Source organism: Flavonifractor plautii ATCC 29863, from assembly GCF_000239295.1.
Lineage (GTDB): Bacteria > Bacillota > Clostridia > Oscillospirales > Oscillospiraceae > Flavonifractor > Flavonifractor plautii.
Window position 1 is genome coordinate 1 of record NZ_JH417813.1, and the last position, 19067, is coordinate 19067.

Below are 19067 nucleotides of genomic sequence, written 5' to 3' on the forward strand. Positions count from 1 at the left end.
TCAGATGTCCAATATGTATTGTAGTCCTACAGGACAATGTCCGGCGGCCTTTCGCGTTTTCTTGACACTTTGGGCCGGTTTGGAGTAATATAATAAGATGTAATTTTCTGATTTTGGAACGAGCGAGGAGAGGCCCATGGCGAAAAGCAATTCCCCCAAAAATTACGGAAACGACTCCATTTCCTCCCTGAAGGGGGCCGACCGGGTACGCAAGCGCCCGGCGGTGATCTTCGGCTCCGACGGGCTGGAGGGCTGTGAGCACGCGGTCTTTGAGATCCTGTCCAACGCCATCGACGAGGCCCGGGAGGGCCACGGCTCCCTAATCACCGTCACCCGGTACGAGGATCACTCCATCGAGGTGGAGGACTTCGGCCGGGGCTGCCCGGTGGACTGGAACGAGAAGGAGCAGAAGTTCAACTGGGAGCTGGTGTTCTGCGAGCTGTACGCCGGCGGCAAGTACAACAACAACGACGGCGATAACTACGAGTACTCCCTGGGCCTCAACGGCCTGGGCTCCTGCGCCACCCAGTATGCCAGCGCGTACTTTGACGCGGTGATCCACCGGGACGGCTTTGAGTACACCCTCCACTTCGAGAAGGGCGAGAACGTGGGCGGCCTGAAAAAGGAGCCCTACTCCGGCAAAAAGACCGGCTCCCGCTTCCGCTGGAAGCCGGATCTGGACGTGTTTACCGACATCAATATCCCCGTGGAGTACTACACCGACGTGCTCAAGCGCCAGGCGGTGGTCAACGCCGGGGTCACCTTCCGCTTCCGCAACCAGGTGGGGGGGAAGTTCGAGACCACCGACTTCCAGTACGAAAACGGCATTGAGGACTATGTGAAGGAGCTGGCGGGGGAGAACTCCCTCACCCTGCCCGTGTTCTGGCAGACCGAGCGGCGGGGCCGGGACCGGGCGGACAAGCCCGAGTACAAGGTGAAGCTCTCCGTCTCCTTTTGCTTCTCCAACACGGTGCAGATCATCGAGCACTACCACAACTCCTCCTGGCTGGAGCACGGCGGCTCCCCGGAGAAGGCGGTGAAGTCCGCCTTCGTGAATGGCATCGACGCCTACCTCAAGGCCCAGGGCAAATACCAGAAGAGCGAGAGCAAGATCACCTGGGCCGACGTGGAGGACTGCCTGGTGCTGGTGAGCAACAACTTCTCCACCCAGACCTCCTACGAGAACCAGACCAAGAAGGCCATCAACAACAAGTTTGTCCAGGAGGCCATGACCGAGTTTCTGCGGGCCCAGCTGGAGGTCTACTTCATTGAGAATCCCCTGGACGCGGGGAAGATCGCCGAGCAGGTGCTCATCAACAAGCGCAGCCGGGAGAACGCCGAGCGCACCCGGCTGAACATCAAGAAAAAGCTCTCCGGCAGTGTGGACATCGCCAACCGGGTACAGAAGTTTGTGGACTGCCGGACGAAGGACACCACCCGCCGGGAGCTCTACATCGTGGAGGGCGACTCGGCTCTGGGCAGCGTCAAGCTCTCCCGGGACGCGGAGTTCCAGGGCATCATGCCCGTCCGGGGTAAAATCCTCAACTGCCTCAAGGCCGACTACGCCAAGATCTTCAAGAGCGAGATCATCACCGACCTCCTGAAGGTGCTGGGCTGCGGCGTGGAGGTGCACGACAAGCACGCCAAGGACATGGCCGCCTTCGATCTGATGAACCTGCGGTGGAACAAGGTGGTCATCTGCACCGACGCCGACGTGGACGGCTTCCAGATCCGCACCCTCATTCTCACCATGCTCTACCGCCTCACCCCCACCCTCATCCAGCGGGGGTACGTGTATATCGCCGAGTCCCCCCTGTATGAGATCACCTACAAGGACAAGACCTGGTTCGCCTACTCCGACGCGGAGAAGAACGAGATCGTGAGCGGCGAGCTGGCGGGCAGGAAGTGCTCCATCAACCGCTCCAAGGGCCTGGGCGAGAACGAGCCGGACATGATGTGGCTCACCACCATGAACCCGGAGACCCGCCGCCTCATCAAGGTCATGCCCGAGGACGTGGAGCGCACCGCCGCCGTCTTCGACCTGCTGCTGGGGGACAACCTCCAGGGCAGAAAAGACCACATCGCGGAGAACGGCTACAAGTATCTGGAGCTGGCGGACATCTCCTGACCGGGCATACGGCCGCTATATAGGGCGGCTGACCGTTCCAAGCAGCCCGTTTCCCGGGCCGTGCAGCAGTTCAAGGCCGCGGTCAGCCGTCGGAGCGGCCGGAAATGCCTGTGGCAGTCCGGCTATTACGGCCCTATCATCCGAAAGGATGCCGATCTGGACGAAACCCGCCAATCTATCGCCAACAATCCTCTGAACTGGATTCTGAATAAGGACTGATACCAATGCCCAAAAAGAAGGCCCCCGAGGAGGGGGCAAAGAAGGTAATCAACCCCAACGTCATGGGCCTGCGGCCCGAGGTGCTGGAACAGCCCATCACCGAGACGCTGGAGATCAACTACATGCCCTACGCCATGAGCGTCATCGTCTCCCGGGCCATCCCGGAGATCGACGGGTTCAAGCCCTCCCACCGCAAGCTGCTTTACACCATGTACCAGATGCACCTGCTGGGGGGCACCCGAACCAAGAGCGCCAACGTGGTGGGCCAGACCATGAAGCTCAACCCCCACGGCGACGCGGCCATCTACGACACCATGGTGCGCCTCAGCCGGGGTTACGGGGCCCTGCTCCACCCCCTGGTGGACTCCAAGGGCAACTTCGGCAAGGTGTACTCCCGGGACATGGCCTGGGCGGCCAGCCGGTACACCGAGGTGCGGCTGGACCCCATCTGCGCCGAGCTGTTCCGCGACATCGACCAGGACACGGTGGACTTTGTGGACAACTACGACGGCTCCATGCAGGAGCCCTCCCTGCTGCCCACCACCTTCCCCAACGTGCTGGTGAGCGCCAACCAGGGCATCGCCGTGGGCATGGCCTCCAACCTGTGCGGCTTCAACCTGGGCGAGGTGTGCGACGCCACGGTGGCCTTTCTGAAGAACCCCCAGGTGAACCTGCTGGACCACCTGAAGGCCCCCGACTTCCCCACCGGCGGCGAGCTGCTCTACGACGAGGGGGCCCTTCGGCAGATCTATGAGACGGGCCGCGGCTCCTTCCAGGTGCGGGCCAAGTGGCGCTACCTCAAGGGCGAAAACCTCATCGAGATCTACGAGATCCCCTACACCACCACGGTGGAGGCCATCATGGACAAGGTGGCCGAGCTGGTGAAGGGGGGCAAGATCCGGGAGATCGCCGACATGCGGGACGAGACCGATCTGAACGGCCTCAAGATCACCATCGACCTCAAGCGGGGGACCGATCCGGACAAGCTGATGGCCAAGCTCTTCCGCTCCACCACCCTCCAGGACTCCTTCTCCTGCAACTTCAACATCCTCATCGCGGGCATGCCCCGGGTGATGGGGGTGCGGGAGATTCTGGACGAGTGGACGGGCTGGCGCATGGAGGGGGTGCGGCGGCGCACCTACTTCGTGATGAAGAAGAAGCAGGACAAGCTGCACCTGCTCCGCGGCCTGAAAAAGATCCTGCTGGACATCGACCGGGCCATCAAAATCATCCGGGAGACCGAGGAGGACGACCAGGTGGTGCCCAACCTGATGATCGGCTTCGGCATCGACGACGTGCAGGCCGAGTACGTGGCCGACATCAAGCTGCGCAACATCAACAAGGAGTACATCCTCAAGCGCATTGAGGAGGTGGCCGGGCTGGAGGAGGAGATCGCCGACCTCCAGGACATCGTGAACAACCCCGGCCGCATCAAAAAGCTCATCGTGGCCGAGCTCCAGGCGGTGCAGAAGAAGTACGCCGTCCCCCGGCGGACGGAGATCGTCTATGAGTACCAGACCGCCGCCGCGGAGGACGCGGAGGACGAGACCCCGGACTACCCGGTGCACGTGTTCTGCTCCCGGGAGGGCTACTTCAAGAAGATCACCCCCCAGTCCCTGCGCATGAGCGGGGAGCAGAAGTACAAGGAGGGGGACGGCCCCTGGCTCCAGTGGGAGGCCTCCAACCGGGACGAGCTGCTGGTCTTTACCGACCGGCAGCAGTGCTACAAGGCCCGCCTGAGCGACTTCGACGACTCCAAGGCCAGCCTGCTGGGCGACTTTTTGCCCACCAAGCTGGGCATGGATCCCGGCGAGGGCTTCGTGTGGGCCTGTGTCACCGCCGACTACTCCGGGCACCTGTTCTTCTTCTTTGAAAACGGCAAGGTGGCCCGGGTGGCCCTGTCGGCCTATCAGACCCAGACCCGCCGCAAGAAGCTCACGGGCGCTTACTCCGACAAGTCCCCCCTGGCGGCGGCCTGCCTGCTGACAGAGGACACGGAGATGGCGGTGACCTCCACCGAGGGCCGGGCGGTGGTCTTCCACACCGCCGCCCTCACCCCCAAGACCACCCGCTCCACCCAGGGGGTCAACGTCATGACCCTCAAGCCCAAGTACAAGGTGGCCGACGCCCGCCCCCTGGCGGACACCACCATCGTCAACGCCGCCCGCTACCGGGCCCGCTCCCTGCCCATCGCAGGCATGCTGCTCCGGCCGGAGGACCGGGCCGAGGAGCAGATGACGTTACTGGAATAAAATAAAGAAGGTATCGGCTATGAATCGTGTCGCAAAGCAGTATGTCCTCCCCTATCTGTGGATCACCCTGGCGTCCGCGGTGTACGCCGTGGGCTTCAACTGGTGCTATGAACCCAACCAGATCGGCTTCGGCGGCATCACCGGCGTGGGCCAGATCATCAACCACATCCTCCCCTGGGCCCCCATCGGCACCGTGGTCATCATCCTGAACATCCCCCTGTTCCTGCTGGGGTGGAAGCTGCTGGGCGGGCACCTGCTGGTGTCCTCCCTTTACTCCATGTTCATCTCCTCCATTTTCATCGACATTCTCCACATGCTTCACACCTTTGAGCCTATGGAGCCCATTCTGGGGTGCATCTTCGGAGGCGTGATCATGGGCGGCTCCCTGGGCGTGGTGTTTCTCCAGGGCGCCACCACCGGCGGCACCGATCTCATTGCCCGCCTGCTCAAGCTGAAGCTGGCCTGGCTGCCCATGGGGCGGCTGCTTCTGGCGGTGGATCTGCTGGTCATTGTGGCGGTGGCCGTCGCCTTCCGCAACATCTACAGCGCCCTCTACGGCGTGGTGGCCCTGTATATCTCCTCCTTCGTCATGGACCAGGTGCTCTACGGCATGGACAACGCCAAGGTGGCCTATATCATCAGCGACGCCTACGACCAGATTTCCCACGCCATTATTCACGATATGGACCGGGGCGTCACCCTTCTCCACGGCGAGGGCGGCTGGTCCGGAGAGGACAAGAAGGTGCTGCTGGTGGCCTTCAAGCAGAAGCAGATCGTGGCCCTCAAGCAGACCGTCAAGAGCATCGACCCCAACGCCTTCCTGATCGTGTGCGAGGCCCACGAGATCCTGGGCGACGGCTTCCGGGAGTATAAGCACAACGATCTCTGAGCTGTCCAGGGGCGGGAGAACGCGCCCCTGGACACCCCTCGTCCTGCATATGCCCTGCTTTTTGCCCGCAGGCGGATAACCCCCTGTGCTCTGTCATTTTACGCTGGAAAGGAGACCTGTTTATGCCCGGTTTTGAGAAGGTACGCAAAAATCTGGAGGCCCACGGCTTCGATGTGACCTGCTTCGACACGGCGGCGGAGGCCGCGGACTACCTGGACCGCAGGCTGGACGGCAAAACGGTGGGGCACGGCGGCTCCATCACCCTCAAGGAGCTGGGCCTTCTCGAGCGGCTCCAGAGCCACGCCGTGGTGCGCAGCCACTGGCTGGGGGACAGCTTCGCAGACGCAGCCGCCGCCCCGGTCTATCTGACCTCGGTCAACGCCCTGGCGGAGACCGGCGAGCTCATCAACATCGACGGCACGGGCAACCGGGTGGCCTCCACCATCTTCGGCCATGAGGAGGTCTACTTTATCGTGGGCGTCAACAAGCTGGCTCCCGACTACGACGCCGCCCTCTGGCGGGCCCGCAACGTGGCCTCCCCCAAAAACGCCCGGCGGCTGGGCAAAAAGACCCCCTGCGCCGTCCGGGGGGACAAATGCTATGACTGCAAAAGCCCGGAGCGCATTTGCCGCGCCCTGGCGGTGCTGTGGGAGAGGCCCACCGGCATCGGCCGGGCCGAGGTGGTGCTGGTCAACGAGCCTCTGGGCTACTGAGGAGAGGAGGGCGTGGCATTGAAACGAGGCATGGCGGCGGCGCTGGCGCTGAGCTGCGCCCTGCTGCTCACCGGCTGCTCCTCCCTTCTGGAGAACCCTTATGCAGTGGTGGAGCCGCACACGGAGCGTCCGGCCACGGCCGAGGACTCCTCCGCCGTCCAGGCGGGCACCTATTCCGAGCTGGTCAACACCGTGCTGTTTTTTGTCTCCCAGGGGACAGAAAAGGGGCTGATTCAGCTTACCGACGACTATGACGGGGATGTGGAAGAGGATCTCAACCGGGCCTGCCTGGAGGTGGCCAAGGACGACCCTCTGGGGGCCTATGCGGTGGACTTTATCAAAAACGACTGCACCAAGGTGCTCACCACCTATGAGGCCACCATTACCATTTCCTACCGCCGCACCCGGGAGCAGATACGCAGCTTGGTCAACGTCACCGGCACCAGCGCCATCCGGGACGAGGTGCGCGCCGCCCTGGCTGATTTTCAGAGCGAGGTGGCCCTGCGGGTGGGCTACTTCACAGAGAGCGCCGACTCCATTGCCGCCCTGGTGCGGCAGGCCTACTACGACGAGCCCGCCGGCGCCCTGGGCATGCCGGAGTTTACCGTCTCCCTCTACCCCGCCTCCGGCGGCCAGCAGCGCATTGTGGAGATCCTGCTCACCTATCCCGAGGACACCCAGGCGCTGCGTCAAAAGAGCGATGACCTCCAGAGCACGGCAGATGCCCTGGTGCTCCCTCTCCGGCCCCATCAGCTCTCCCCCTCCGCCCGGCAGGCCGAGCTCTTTTCCCTGGTTCGGGAGCACGTCCGCGCCCGGCCGGAGGGCGGTCCCACCGCCTGGGACGCCCTGCTGGGCGACGGGGCGGACAGCGAGGGGCTGGCCCTGACCTTTCAGCTCCTCAGCGGGAAGATGGAGGTTGGCTCCGTTCTGGTGGAGGGTACTCTGAACGGCGAACCCCACTTCTGGAACCAGCTCACCGCCGACGGCGGCGCCCACTATGTCGATCTCACCCGCGACACCTCCGGCACCACCTATTCCGCCGCCGACCTTCTCTCCCTGGGCTACGTGTGGGAGGGCGCGGAAGAAAATGCAGAAAATTTGAATTAACCCCTTGACAGCGGCGGAACGGTTCGCTATAATATAATCCGTCGCTTGCAGGTGTAGCTCATCTGGTAGAGCGCCACCTTGCCAAGGTGGAGGTAGCGAGTTCGAGCCTCGTCACCTGCTCCAGAAATGAAAACGGGACGGCCGATGGCCGTCCCGTTTTCATTTCTGGATTCCGTAGTTCTTTTTTATGCTCGGGGCAACTGAATTGCCCCTCCGCCAAGGTTTTGCCTCCGGCAAAACACTTGTGCGCCGCACGCGCGGCGGCCCCCGCTATCGGAACCGTTCAACCGTCAGCCCCGTCTTTTGCTCCAGGAAAGCGCGCAGCTCCTCCGGGGCGGCGCCTGTCAGCTCCTCCTTGTCGCAGAGCTGGCCGTGGTTCTTTCCCAGAATGAGCACCAGGTAACGGTCATTCTCCGCCAGCCGGAGGAGCTTGCTATATTGCCATTGAGTGGCCGCGCCGGCGATTTTGGTCTCATAGTGTTCCTCCAAAAAGCGCACCGTGCACACCTCCATCCCCGGCAGGGCGTCCCGCCTGGCAAAGAAGGCGTTGATTGCGTCCTCCCCCAGCAGAACGGCCAGCATCAGGACGGCCACCGCCCCATTGAGCGCCACAGCTCCCCACTCGCCCCAGGAAACCCAGGCCGACAGCAGGCTCAGCACCAGGAGCACCCAGCACCAGACGCGCAGCAGCCGTGAGCGCGTCCTGCGGATGGTTTTACGCAGAGCCCTGGCCAGCGCGGACAGCGCCCTCCGGTCATAAGTGGTACTGCATATGATTTCCATAGAAAAACCTCTCTTTCGTCTGCGTGGGTATAGAATAGCAAATATCCCGCGCCGCTGGCAAGAAAGATTTTCTTACGATTCCTTGAAGCCTCTGTAAGAAAGAACCCTATGCTTCGGGCCGCCCGAGCGGGCAGCCCGTTTTCCCGGAAAGGAGTCTCTATGCCAAGCTCTTCCATTGAGGCCCTGGGCCGCCTGATCTCCCGCCAGGTGGCCGGGCACCCCGGCCGCGCCCGCGCCCTGCTCCGCATGGCCTACACCCTGGTGGGGGTACAGATGAAGCACTTCCCGCCCAAAAACGTGCTCCCCGCCCGGTGCGCCATGCAGGGGGACACGGCCCGCTCTATGGCCGCCGCCCTGGGCCGCCCCGGCCAGGCGGCCTGCGTCAACATCTTCCTCCCCTGCGAGGTGCTCCACGCCCTGAACATCCCCCCGGTGCTGCCCGAGGGGCTGTCCTGCTATCTGGTGTCCACGGCGGCGGAGCGGGTGTTCGTGGAGGCGGCGGAGGAGCGGGGCGTGCCGGAGAGCTACTGTTCCTACCACAAAATCCTGCTTGGCCTGGCCGAGACCGGCGTCATGGCCAGGCCCCGGTTCATCCTCAACACCTCCCTGGCCTGCGACGCCAACCAGCTCACCTTCCGCCGGCTGGCGGAGTTCTGGGACGTTCCCCACTTCACGGTGGACGTGCCCTACGCCCCCTCGGAGGAGAGTGTCGCCCAGGTGGCCGAACAGCTCCGGGCCATGGCGGCCTTTGTCCAGGCCCACGGGGGGCGCCCCCTGGAGGAGGACGCGCTGCGGGCCGCGGTGGCCTGCTCCCGGGCCACCGTGGAGGGCTACCACCGCTACCTGTCCCTGCGGGCGGAGCGCTCCCTCTCTGACGAGATGACCTCCGAGATGCTCTCCGTCTTCGCCACCCACTCCATGCTGGGTTCGCCGGAGGCCCTGCGCTACACCGAGCAGCTCTGCGCCCAGGTGGCCGCCCTGCCGGAGGGGCGGCGTGGAAAGCGGATTCTGTGGCTGCACACCCTCCCCCACTGGCAGGACAGCCTGCGCGCCCTGCTGAACTTCCGCCCCGACGTGGAGATTGTGGGGTGCGACATGGCCCTGGATGCCGATGTGCTCCCCGAGCCGGAGCGCCCCTATGAGTCCATGGCCCGGCGGCTGGTCTGCTCCTCCTTCAACGGCGGTGCGGAGCGCCGGGCGGAGCGGGCAGCGGAGCTGGCCCGCCTCCTCCGGGCCGACGGGGCGGTGTACTTCTGCCACTGGGGCTGCAAGCAGACCTCCGGCGCGGCCCAGCTCGTCAAACGCCGGCTGGAGGCCGCCGGGTTCCCCACCCTGGTGCTGGATGGGGATGGCTGCGACAGCGGCAACGTGAACGACGGCCAGATGGTCACCCGGCTCCAGGCCTTTCTGGAGCTGCTGGAGGGATGCAGATGATTGGATATACCTGTAAATACACCCCCGTGGAGCTGCTGGCCGCCCTGGGCGGCCAGCCGGCCCTTCTCAACCGGGAGGCTAACGCCTTCTCCCACGCCGAGGCGCTGACCCACAACCACTTCTGCTGCCACGCCAAGGCGGTGCTGGAGGAGTGCCGCCGGGACGGCGTGCGGGAGCTGGTGCTGGTCAACTGCTGCGACTCCATCCGCCGCTGCTACGACGTGCTCCGCGCCCAGGGCGGGCTGGATTTCCTCTTCCTGCTGGATCTTCCCCACCACGACGACGGCTGCGCCAAGGCCCGGCTCCGGGGGGAGCTGGAGCGGCTGGTGGCGGAGTACGGGGCCTACCGGGGCGCCACACTGGACGAAGCGGCCCTCCGGGCCGCCTTCGCGCCCCCTGTCCCCCTGCCGGACGGCCCCTTCCTGGCCGTCACCGGGGCGCGGGCCGGGGCGGGCCTGCTGGAGGCCCTGCGGCGGGTCTCCCCCCTGCCGGTGGCCGATCTGACCTGCGGCGGCAACCGGAGCCTGCCGCCCCCGCCGGAGGGGCTGGACGGTCTGGACGGCCTGCTGGACTGGTACGCCGGGGCCCTGCTGGGGCAGATCCCCTGCCTGCGCATGGACGCGGTGGGCCGCCGGGAGGAGCTGCTGAACCACCCCGGCCTCAAGGGCCTGGTGTACCACACCGTCAAGTTCTGCGACTTCTACGCCTTCGAGTACGAGAACCTGCGCAGGCGCACCGCCCTGCCCCTGCTCAAGGTGGAGACCGACTTCACCCCCCTGTCCAGCGGGCAGCTCTCCACCCGGCTGGAGGCCTTTCTGGAGGGGCTGGAGCTCCGCCCCGCCCCTGCTTCCGCCGCCCGGCGGGGGGCCTATGTGGCGGGCATCGACAGCGGCTCCACCACCACCAACGTGGTGGTGCTCGACCGGGCGGGGAACGTGGCCGCCTCCGCCATCGTCCGCACCGGCCCGAAGGCCAGCCAGGGCGCGGAGAAGGCCTTCGCCGCCCTGGGCGGCTTCACCCCGGAGGACATGGCCGCCATCGTGGCCACCGGCTACGGCCGGAACAACATCCCCTTTGCCACCGGACAGGTGACCGAGATCACCTGCCACGCCCGGGGGGCCTACCACCTCTACCCGGAGGCCCGGGCCATCGTGGACATCGGCGGCCAGGACAGCAAGGTCATCTGCCTGGACGAGACGGGCGGCGTGACCAACTTTGTGATGAACGACAAGTGCGCCGCCGGCACCGGACGGTTCCTGGAGCTGATGGCCCGCACCCTGGAGCTGAACCTGGATGAGATGGCCCGCGTCGGCCTGCACTGGGAGCAGGAGCTGACCATCTCCAGCATGTGCACCGTCTTTGCCGAGTCGGAGGTGGTGTCCCTCATCGCGGACAACCACTCCGCCGCCGACATTGTCCACGGCCTGAACCAGTCGGTGGCCGCCAAGACCGCCGCCCTGGCCAGCCGCGCGGGGGCCAAAGGGCCCTATATGATGACCGGCGGCGTGGCCCGCAACCGGGGCGTGACGGAGGCGCTGGAGGCCCGTCTGGGCGCGCCCCTGTGGCTCCCCCCCGAGCCGGATCTCTGCGGAGCCCTGGGCGCCGCCCTCTTCGCTCTGGACAGCATACAATAAAAGGCCGCGGCCCGCAAACAGCGGGCCGCGGCTCTCGTTATATACGTTTATTTCCCCCGGCGGGCGTCGCAGACGAGCTTGACGAGCTGGATCACCAGGGTGGGCAGGAAGGCCAGCAGGACGATCTCGCCCAGGTTGGCAAAGCCGAAGGCGGGGGCCACCATAAAGAGGCTCTTGAGCCCGGGGGTGAAGAGCACCAGCAGCAGAAGCACCACACCGGCAAGGAAGGCCAGGACGGAGTACTTGTTGGTGGATAGCTTCAGCCGGAAAATGGACTCGGAGCCCCGGCAGTTGAAGCCATGGAACAGGCGGGCCAGAGTGAGGGTAGCGAAAGCCATGGTGGAGGCCATCACAGCGTCGCCCCCCTGGTAGCCCAGGTAGAAGGCGATCATGGTGACGATGGCGATAAGCAGGCCCTGGCCGCCGATGCGGGCCAGGAGGGGCCGGTTGAGAATGGGCTCCCTGGGGTCCCGGGGCTTTTGGTCCAGCAGGCCCTTCCGGGCGGGCTCCATGCCGATGGCGATGGCGGGCAGGGAATCGGTGAGCAGGTTGATGAACAGCAGGTGCACCGGCTGGAAGGGCACGGGCAGGGCCAGCAGGGAAGCGTAGAGCACGCAGAAAATGCCGGCGGTGTTGCCCGAGAGAAGGAACTGGATGGCATTTTTGATGTTGGCGTAGACGCTGCGGCCGTTGACCACCGCCTTGACGATGGTGGCAAAGTTGTCGTCGGCCAGGATCATGGAGGCGGCGTCCTTGGACACCTCCGTGCCGGTGATGCCCATGGCCACTCCGATGTCCGCCTTTTTGAGGGCGGGGGCATCGTTGACGCCGTCGCCGGTCATGGACACGATATTGCCCCGGCGCTGCCAGGCGTTGACGATGCGGATCTTATGCTCCGGGGATACCCGGGCGTAGACCGAAATGTGGGGCAGGCGCTCGTCCAGCTCAGTGTCAGTCATGCCGTCCAGCTCCACGCCGGACACCGCCTCGTCCCCGTCCCGGAAGATGCCGAGCTGCCGGGCGATGGCGGAGGCGGTCACCTTGTGATCGCCGGTAATCATGATGGTGCGGATGCCGCCCCGCTTGGCGTCGGCCACGGCCTGGACGGCCTCGGGCCGGGGCGGGTCGATCATGGAGATGAGGCCAATGAAGGTAAAGCCGTTCTCATCCTCCAGGGTGAGGGGGCGCACGGCGTCCAGCTCCTTATAGGCGAAAGCCAGCACCCGCAGGCCCTCCATGGACAGCTCCATGTTGACCCGGGCCAGCTCCTCCCTCCGCTCGGGGGTCATCTCCACCTTCCCCTCCCGGGTGAGCAGGTGGGTGGAGCGGTTCAGCAGCACGTCGATGGCTCCTTTGGTGAAGAGGGTAGGCACCCCATCAATGTCGTGGAGGGTGCTCATCAGCTTGCGGTCGGAGTCAAAGGCCAACTCGCCCAGACGGGGGTGCTGGGCGCGGTAGCTCTCCTCGTCCACGCCGAACTTTTCGCCCAGCATCACCAGGGCCACCTCGGTGGGATCGCCGATGGCGGTGCCCTCCTTCTCGTTGTTGGTGGCGTCGCTGGCCAGCAGGGCCGCCTTGAGCAGCAGCCTCTGTACGTCGTTGACCAGGCTCAGATCCTCTCCCTCCAGCAGGGAGCCGTCGGCGTACACCTTCTGAGGGGTCATCTTGTTCTGGGTCAGGGTGCCCGTCTTGTCCGAGCAGATGACGGAGACGGAGCCCAGGCTCTCCACCGCCTTGAGATCCTTCATAATAGCGTTCTGGCGGGCCATCTTCTGGGTGCCCATGGCCAACACGATGGTGACAATGGAGGACAGGGCCTCGGGGATAGCGGCCACGGCCAGGGCCACGGCAAACATGAGGGAGTCCAAAATGCCCATGCCGGTGCGGAAGATGGACAGGGCAAACACCACCGCGCAGATGGCCATGATGACCATGGCCAGCTTGGCGGAGAAGCTGTCCAGGCTCTGCTGCAGGGGGGTCTTGCGCTGCTGGGTCTGGTTCATGAGGGCGGCGATCTTGCCCAGCTCGGTGTCCATGCCGGTGCCGGTGACCAGCACCGTGGCCCGGCCGTAGGTCACCAGGGAGCCGGAGAACACCATGTTCTTCTGGTCGCCCAGGGCCACCTGGTCGGCATCGATGGCCTCGGCCGTCTTGTCCACGCCCTCGCTCTCGCCGGTGAGGGAGGACTCGTTGACCTTGAGGGAGAAGTTCTCCAGCACCCGGCCATCGGCCACCACCATGTCCCCGGCCTCCAGCAGGACGATGTCGCCGGGCACCACGTCGGCGGAGGGGATCTCCACCCGCACACCGCCCCGCATCACCTTGGCCGTGGGGGAGGCCATGGCCTTGAGACTCTCCAGGGACTTCTCCGCCTTCTCATACTGGACGGTGCCCAGGATCGCGTTGAGCACCAGCACGGCGAAGATGACGATGGTGCTCTCCACATTGCCGGAGAAGGCGGAGATCATCGCTGCGATAATGAGTATGAGTACCATGAGATCCTTGAACTGCTCCAGAAAGACCTGGAGCGTGCTCTTTTTCTTTCCCTCGGAGAGCTTGTTGGGGCCGTACTGCTCCGCCCGGCGGCGGGCCTCCTGGGCGGACAGCCCCTCCGCGGAGGCGTTCTGCGCCTCCAGGGCCTGCTGCGGTGTCTTTCTGTAATAGGCCTGTGTCATATCACTCGTTCCTTTCCCAGTGTTCTCCGGCGGAGAGGCGACAAAAAAAGACCTTCCGCCAACCGCTGCATGCCACAGCAGTTGTCGAAAAGTCTTGTTACCGCATTGGGCGCATGCCGCCAGGCCGGAAACCCGGACCGTGGTGTTGACGGCATACCTTCAAACTACTCCCTTTTCAACTGCTGTTATCATAGCATAGTCTCACCTTTAAGTCAATCTAATTTTCCATTATGGGCCATTCCGCCCCCCCTTATACCTTTTCCGGTTGACGGGCGCACCGGCTTTCGCTATACTGGGAGTACAATTGGTATGGATCAAAAAAGGAGAGTCCCATGCATTCAAACTTTGTCAAGCGCCTGCTCAAGGCGGCCTGGGTTCTGGAGCTGGTGGTCGCCGTCCTCATTCTGGCCGTCACCCTGCTGGAGCTGTTCCTTCTGGGGGAGGGAACCCTTTCCCAGGTGCTGGGGGGGAGCTTCAGCGCCGACGCCTTCTTCGCCGACGCCATGACCATCGTGGTGGGCATCGAATTTGTCAAAATGCTGATGCTCCACACCCCCCGGGCGGTCACCGACGTGCTGCTCTTTGCCATCGCCCGGCAGCTTGTGGTCAACCACTCCAGCGCGGTGGACACCCTGCTGGGCGTGGCCGCCGTGGCCCTGATCTTCGTCATCAAGAAGTTTCTCCACACCGACGGGGATGACGCGCCCGCCGGAGACGGCCGCCCCTGAAAGCCGGAGAAGCGGAAGCCGCTGGGCTTCCGCTTCTTTTTTGCGCCCGGGTGAAAGATTTCCCGCCTCTCAATCGTATTAGGGGTGAAAGCGCTTTGACTCAATGGCAAAGGATGTGAGACACATGCCCGTCACACTGGACCGCGGGGAGGCCGAACGGCTGGTGCACGCCTATTCCGACCTGATCCTCCGCCTGAGCTACACCTACCTCAAGAGCACCGACGACGCCCAGGATATCTGCCAGACGGTCTTTCTCAAGCTGCTCCAAAAGCCCCAGGCCTTTTCCTCTCCGGAGCATGAGAAGGCCTGGATCATCCGCACGGCGGTCAACCTGTGCAAGGACCATCTGAAAAGCGGCTGGCGGCGCGCTACCGTAGCCCTGGACGCGGCGGAGGCCGTACCCGCCCCCGCGGAGGAGGAGGGCAGCCTTCTCTCCGCCGTCAACCTGCTTCCCCCCAAATACCGCACCGTTATTTACCTGTACTACTACGAGGGCTACGCCGCCCGGGAGATCGCCCAGCTTCTGGGCGAAAAGCCCGCCACCGTTTCCACCCAGCTCAACCGCGGACGCCAGCAGCTCCGCACACTCTTAGAAAGCGAGGGAATGACATGAGCAACCGCTATCGGGATTCCATGGACCGGCTCCACTTTACCCAGGAGCAGAAGCAGGAGATGGTGGACCGCCTGATGGAGGCCGGGCCGGTCTCCTCCGTCCGCCGCCCCCTCCGGTTCCGCCGCTTCGCGGCGGTGGGTGCAGCCGCCGCCCTGGCGCTCAGCCTGGGGGTGGCGGGGGCCACCGGCGCCCTGGGCAGCGCCGGGGACGCCTTTGCCGGCCTGTTCGGCGGCGGCCCCGCCGAGACGGAGATTATCGACCGCATCGGCTACCCCATCGGGGCCAGCGCCACCAGCAACGGCGTCACCATCACCGCCGACGCCATCATGGGGGACACCTACTCCTACGCCATCGTCTACTCCATCCGCCGGGACGACGGTTCCCCCCTGGTCAGCGACGAGACGCTGGCGGCCGGAGCCGAACGGGATGGCCTGCTCCCCCTGAGATTCCGCAATTACGGCACTCAGGTGCGCACATCCGGCGGCGGGGCGCACGGCTCCTCCTGGTTCTATGACGCCGACCCCGCCGACAACGCCATCCAGTTCGTGGAGATGATGACTCAGGACCAGCCCCTCAAGCCGGGCACCGCCTCCGTCAAGTTCCAGGATCTGTCGGTCTACACGGACAACGACTACCGCACCAGCGAGACACTGGCTGAGGGCACCTGGAGGCTGAAATTCGACTTTTCCTTTGAGGACTCCTCCATCTCCCTGCCCGCCGGCCAGTCCTTCACCCTCAACGGCATGGACGCCACCCTGGATGGCGTCACCCTCTCTCCCCTGTCCATCCAGGTGGACTACACCGTCCATCAGGAGCTGGCGTGGAGCGAGGACCGGGAGAGCGGCCAGATAAACGCCCACGACCGGGAGCAGAGCTACCGCTACTTCGAGTCCCTGCCCGTGGTGATCACCTACACCGACGGCACCACCCAGGATCTCACCAACGCCGGCGGCGGCATCACCCCCGGGGACGGGGAGACCGTCTGCCAGAAGAGCCGGATCTTCGACGAGCTACGCCCCCTGGACGAGGTGGCCTCCGTCACCGTGGGAGATATCGTCCTCCCCGTCAGCGCCGGATAACCGCCCGTCCATAGGCCGCGCATATACCCCTATAAAGAGATCATATAGGGCCCGGCCATTCCCCTGTGCTATAATAGAGGCAGCAATAACAGACAGGAGGAATCCCTATGATGATCCAAGGCGTTCTGGGCCCCATCGACACCGCTGAACTGGGCCAGACCCTGATGCATGAGCACATCACCTGCGCCGACTGGTCCATGCGCATGAATTTCGGCGCCCGCTTCTTTGAGTTTGACCAGGTGGCCGAGATCGCCGCGGGACAGCTCGGCAAGGCCAAAGCCCTGGGCGTGCGCACCGTGGTGGACGGCACCCCCGTCAACCTGGGCCGGGATATCCGCCTGATCCGGGAGGTGGCCCGCCGCACCGGCCTGAACTTCATCGCCTCCACCGGCTTCTACTACCAGGAGGAGCCCTGGCTGTACTTCCGGGACGAGGAGGAGATCTACGACCTGCTGATGGGCGACTGCGCCGACGGCATCTCCGGCACCGACAGCAAACCCGGCATACTCAAGGCCGGTGTGGGCCGCGGCGGCCTCACTCCCCTGCTGCAAAAGGTGCTCCACGCCACCGGCCGGGTGGCGAAGGAGACCGGCCTGCCTCTGTTCTGCCACCATGACCCCTCCACGGCCGCCGGCGGGGCGATTCTCGACCTGCTGGCCTCCTGCGGTGTGCCCGCCTCCCGGGTGATCCTGGGCCACAGCGGCGACACCGACAACCTGGAGTACCTGACCGCCATGCTGGAGCGGGGCTGCTGGCTGGGCATGGACCGCTTCGGCTTCTGCGACCGGGACCTGGGCCTGGAGCCCCGGGTGGACACCATCGCCGCCCTGTGCCGGGCCGGCTGGGGCCACCGGCTGCTGCTCAGCCATGATCTGGCCGCCTATCTGGCCTTCTGGGACAGTTGGGAGACCACCAAGCACTCCGACTGGCTGCATCTGGAGGAGGATTACACCTTCATTCACCGCCGGGTGCTCCCGCTTCTGGAGGAGCGGGGCCTGAGCCGGGCGGACATCGACCGCCTGCTGACGGGCAATCCCCGCGCCTTCTTTGAGGGCGTTTAAAAGAAAACACAGGAGCGGAGGCCCGCCTGGGCCTCCGCTCCTCAGCCTGTCGAAAAGTCTTTTCGACAGGCTGACGAACCTTTTGAAACTCTGAAAAAGTTTCAAAAGGTTGTTTGATCCAACGCGAAAGGGAACCCTGACGGTTCCCTTTCACACTATCCTTCCCTCCGAACCCTTTGACAGAAGGGTCTATTGACAGCCTGAGGAGCGGAGGCCCAGGTGGGCCTCCGCTCCTGTTCGTTATGCCGGGTAGCGGGTGCGCACGGAGAAGCCCTCCCGTTCCAGAGAGCTCCGGGTGATCTCCCGGCCCCAGTGGATGGAGCTGTTGTAGTTGCCCTCGGTGACCATCACCGAGTTCTCCTTCTTCTCCAGCACCACCACCGTGTGGTAGTCGCCGATGCGGATCATATCTCCCACGCGGATGGCCTCAAAGCTCCGGTGAGCGCGGGCGGGCAGCGTACCAAAGGCCGCATCACTACAGATGAGGGCAAATCCCTCACAGCCGTAGCCGCCGGAGCGCAGCGCCTGGGAGGCGTAAAAGTTGTCGTTCGTCCAACGCATTCCCTCTGGGTAGTCGGCCTTCAGCGCGGTAATGGCGGCATAGACCGCCTCCTCCGTGGGACCTTCGGGCTCCGGCCGCTCCGGGTTTTCCTCCCCCGACACGGTAAGCAGCACCGTCTTGATATGTACCCCGCTGTCACCGCCCTGTTCCATCTTCAGCACCACAGCCGCCTGGCCGGGGGCCACCGCTGTGATGAGGCCGGTGCCGCTGACCGTCACCACCTCCCGGCCGGAGTCGGAGGTGCAGTAGGCGTCAAAGCTCAGTGGGCCGGGTACAACGGCCCCCATAGGGAAGCCGTAGGTGAGCTGCTGCCGCTCCCCCACCGCCATCTCGGTGCGCTCCACGGTAAACGTGATGTCTTCAAGCGCCGCAGGGGTGGCGGGGCCGTCCAGGCCCACCTCCGCGCCGGCGGCCTGGAGCTGCTTGGTCAGACGCATGAACAGGGTCACGCCCTCCGCCCGGGTCACCGGCCGGGCCGGGTTCATCCGCCCGGCGCTGTCCCCCTCCATCAGGCCGCACCGCCGCATCTCCTCCACGCTCTCCGCCGCCCATCCGCTGATGGAAGCAGTGTCCTGAAAGCGCGCCGGGGCGCCGGCGTCGTCGGGCAGAATGACGCCCTTTTCCTCCAGATAGCGCGCCAGCAGGGTGGCCACCTGCTCCCGGGTGATGGTACCCTCCGGGTGAAAGGTAGTGGCGGAGGTGCCCTCCACCACGCCGCTGGCACTGGCCCAGTAGACTGCGGGAGCAAAGTAGTCGGCAGCCGTCACATCGGTAAATTGCCCCGTCTGCTCCACCGCGTCCCTGTCAATGCCCTCCAGGCGGCTGAGTATGGCCACAAACTGGCCCCGATTAAGCACCTCGCCGCCCTCAAAGCTCCTCCCGAAGGGGAGAATCAGGCTGTTATCCAAGGCGTAGGCCGTGGCCTCCCGATACCAGGCCTCTGCGCCGTTGTCGATCCAGCGGTCATAGTACCAGTCCAACCGGTCCACGTCCCAGTAGTCCCCCGCGGCCAGGGCGGGCGCGGCGGAACCCGTCAGCGCGGCCGACAGGGCCAAAGCCGCCAGCCTGCGGCCCCAGTGTCGGTTCTGTCTCATTCAATTGCCCCCTTTTCCAGTCCGTTTCTGTCCTCTACTTTACGGGATAGCCCCCCTCTTTGTCAACCGGAGATCGGAAGAGCGTCGTGTAGGGAA

At 64.7% G+C, this 19067-nt stretch carries 15 protein-coding genes and 1 tRNA gene; 13 read left to right on the top strand and 3 right to left on the bottom strand.

The genetic code is table 11. The features are described from left to right. The first annotated feature begins 136 nt into the window (after positions 1-136). The 7 genes from HMPREF0372_RS13050 to HMPREF0372_RS13075 all read left to right on the top strand — a co-directional run bounded on the left by HMPREF0372_RS13050 (position 137) and on the right by HMPREF0372_RS13075 (position 7431). Positions 137-2128 (top strand): DNA gyrase/topoisomerase IV subunit B, encoded by a 1992-nt coding sequence (locus HMPREF0372_RS13050; protein WP_007493288.1) that lies wholly within the window; start codon positions 137-139, stop codon positions 2126-2128. Between the two features lie 60 nt (positions 2129-2188). Further along, the gene (locus tag HMPREF0372_RS19825) at positions 2189-2347 is read left to right on the top strand and encodes a hypothetical protein (RefSeq protein WP_007493291.1); all 159 of its coding nucleotides are present in this window, start codon (positions 2189-2191) and stop codon (positions 2345-2347) included. Positions 2348-2352: 5 nt separating this feature from the next. Next, complete coding sequence (locus tag HMPREF0372_RS13055; protein WP_007493293.1) at positions 2353-4599, top strand: DNA gyrase/topoisomerase IV subunit A; 2247 nt, start codon at positions 2353-2355, stop codon at positions 4597-4599. Between the two features lie 19 nt (positions 4600-4618). Then, positions 4619-5488 (top strand): YitT family protein, encoded by an 870-nt coding sequence (locus HMPREF0372_RS13060; RefSeq protein ID WP_007493294.1) that lies wholly within the window; start codon positions 4619-4621, stop codon positions 5486-5488. A gap of 122 nt (positions 5489-5610) precedes the next feature. Continuing rightward, on the top strand, positions 5611-6201 hold the full coding sequence (locus tag HMPREF0372_RS13065; protein ID WP_007493297.1) for a lactate utilization protein: 591 nt from the start codon (positions 5611-5613) through the stop codon (positions 6199-6201). A gap of 12 nt (positions 6202-6213) precedes the next feature. After that, positions 6214-7308 carry a hypothetical protein gene (locus HMPREF0372_RS13070; protein WP_155117030.1) on the top strand — a complete coding sequence of 365 codons (1095 nt, stop codon included), beginning with the start codon at positions 6214-6216 and terminating at the stop codon, positions 7306-7308. 47 nt (positions 7309-7355) lie between these two features. Next, positions 7356-7431: transfer RNA gene (locus tag HMPREF0372_RS13075), tRNA-Gly, on the top strand. Positions 7432-7578: 147 nt separating this feature from the next. Here HMPREF0372_RS13075 and HMPREF0372_RS13080 read toward each other — a convergent pair. Beyond that, entirely contained in the window at positions 7579-8091 is a 513-nt protein-coding gene (locus tag HMPREF0372_RS13080; protein ID WP_007493300.1) for a YcxB family protein, read from the bottom strand. A gap of 159 nt (positions 8092-8250) precedes the next feature. Between HMPREF0372_RS13080 and HMPREF0372_RS13085 the strand changes: the two genes are divergently transcribed. Together HMPREF0372_RS13085 and HMPREF0372_RS13090 are read left to right on the top strand one after the other, a co-directional pair. Continuing rightward, complete coding sequence (locus tag HMPREF0372_RS13085; RefSeq protein WP_007493302.1) at positions 8251-9525, top strand: 2-hydroxyacyl-CoA dehydratase subunit D; 1275 nt, start codon at positions 8251-8253, stop codon at positions 9523-9525. Then, positions 9522-11159 carry an acyl-CoA dehydratase activase gene (locus HMPREF0372_RS13090; protein WP_230979301.1) on the top strand — a complete coding sequence of 546 codons (1638 nt, stop codon included), beginning with the start codon at positions 9522-9524 and terminating at the stop codon, positions 11157-11159. The genes HMPREF0372_RS13085 and HMPREF0372_RS13090 overlap by 4 nt, the downstream gene beginning before the upstream one ends. A 47-nt stretch (positions 11160-11206) precedes the next feature. Here the strand turns inward: HMPREF0372_RS13090 and HMPREF0372_RS13095 are convergent, their stop codons facing one another. Then, on the bottom strand, positions 11207-13834 hold the full coding sequence (locus HMPREF0372_RS13095; RefSeq protein ID WP_007493306.1) for a cation-translocating P-type ATPase: 2628 nt from the start codon (positions 13832-13834) through the stop codon (positions 11207-11209). A gap of 332 nt (positions 13835-14166) precedes the next feature. Here HMPREF0372_RS13095 and HMPREF0372_RS13100 point away from each other — a divergent pair, with 332 nt between their 5' ends. The 4 genes from HMPREF0372_RS13100 (at position 14167) to HMPREF0372_RS13115 (ending at position 17315) form a co-directional block, all read left to right on the top strand. Next, the gene (locus HMPREF0372_RS13100) at positions 14167-14562 is read left to right on the top strand and encodes a hypothetical protein (protein ID WP_007493308.1); all 396 of its coding nucleotides are present in this window, start codon (positions 14167-14169) and stop codon (positions 14560-14562) included. A 124-nt stretch (positions 14563-14686) separates the two neighbouring features. Further along, entirely contained in the window at positions 14687-15175 is a 489-nt protein-coding gene (locus HMPREF0372_RS13105) for an RNA polymerase sigma factor (protein WP_009261311.1), read from the top strand. Beyond that, positions 15172-16254 carry a DUF4179 domain-containing protein gene (locus HMPREF0372_RS13110; RefSeq protein WP_007493312.1) on the top strand — a complete coding sequence of 361 codons (1083 nt, stop codon included), beginning with the start codon at positions 15172-15174 and terminating at the stop codon, positions 16252-16254. The genes HMPREF0372_RS13105 and HMPREF0372_RS13110 overlap by 4 nt, the downstream gene beginning before the upstream one ends. 107 nt (positions 16255-16361) lie before the next feature. Next, complete coding sequence (locus tag HMPREF0372_RS13115) at positions 16362-17315, top strand: phosphotriesterase family protein (RefSeq protein ID WP_007493314.1); 954 nt, start codon at positions 16362-16364, stop codon at positions 17313-17315. Positions 17316-17555: 240 nt separating this feature from the next. On the opposite strand, the gene HMPREF0372_RS13120 is transcribed toward HMPREF0372_RS13115, so the two are convergent. Continuing rightward, positions 17556-18971 carry an S-layer homology domain-containing protein gene (locus tag HMPREF0372_RS13120; RefSeq protein WP_007493316.1) on the bottom strand — a complete coding sequence of 472 codons (1416 nt, stop codon included), beginning with the start codon at positions 18969-18971 and terminating at the stop codon, positions 17556-17558. Positions 18972-19067: the final 96 nt, after the last annotated feature.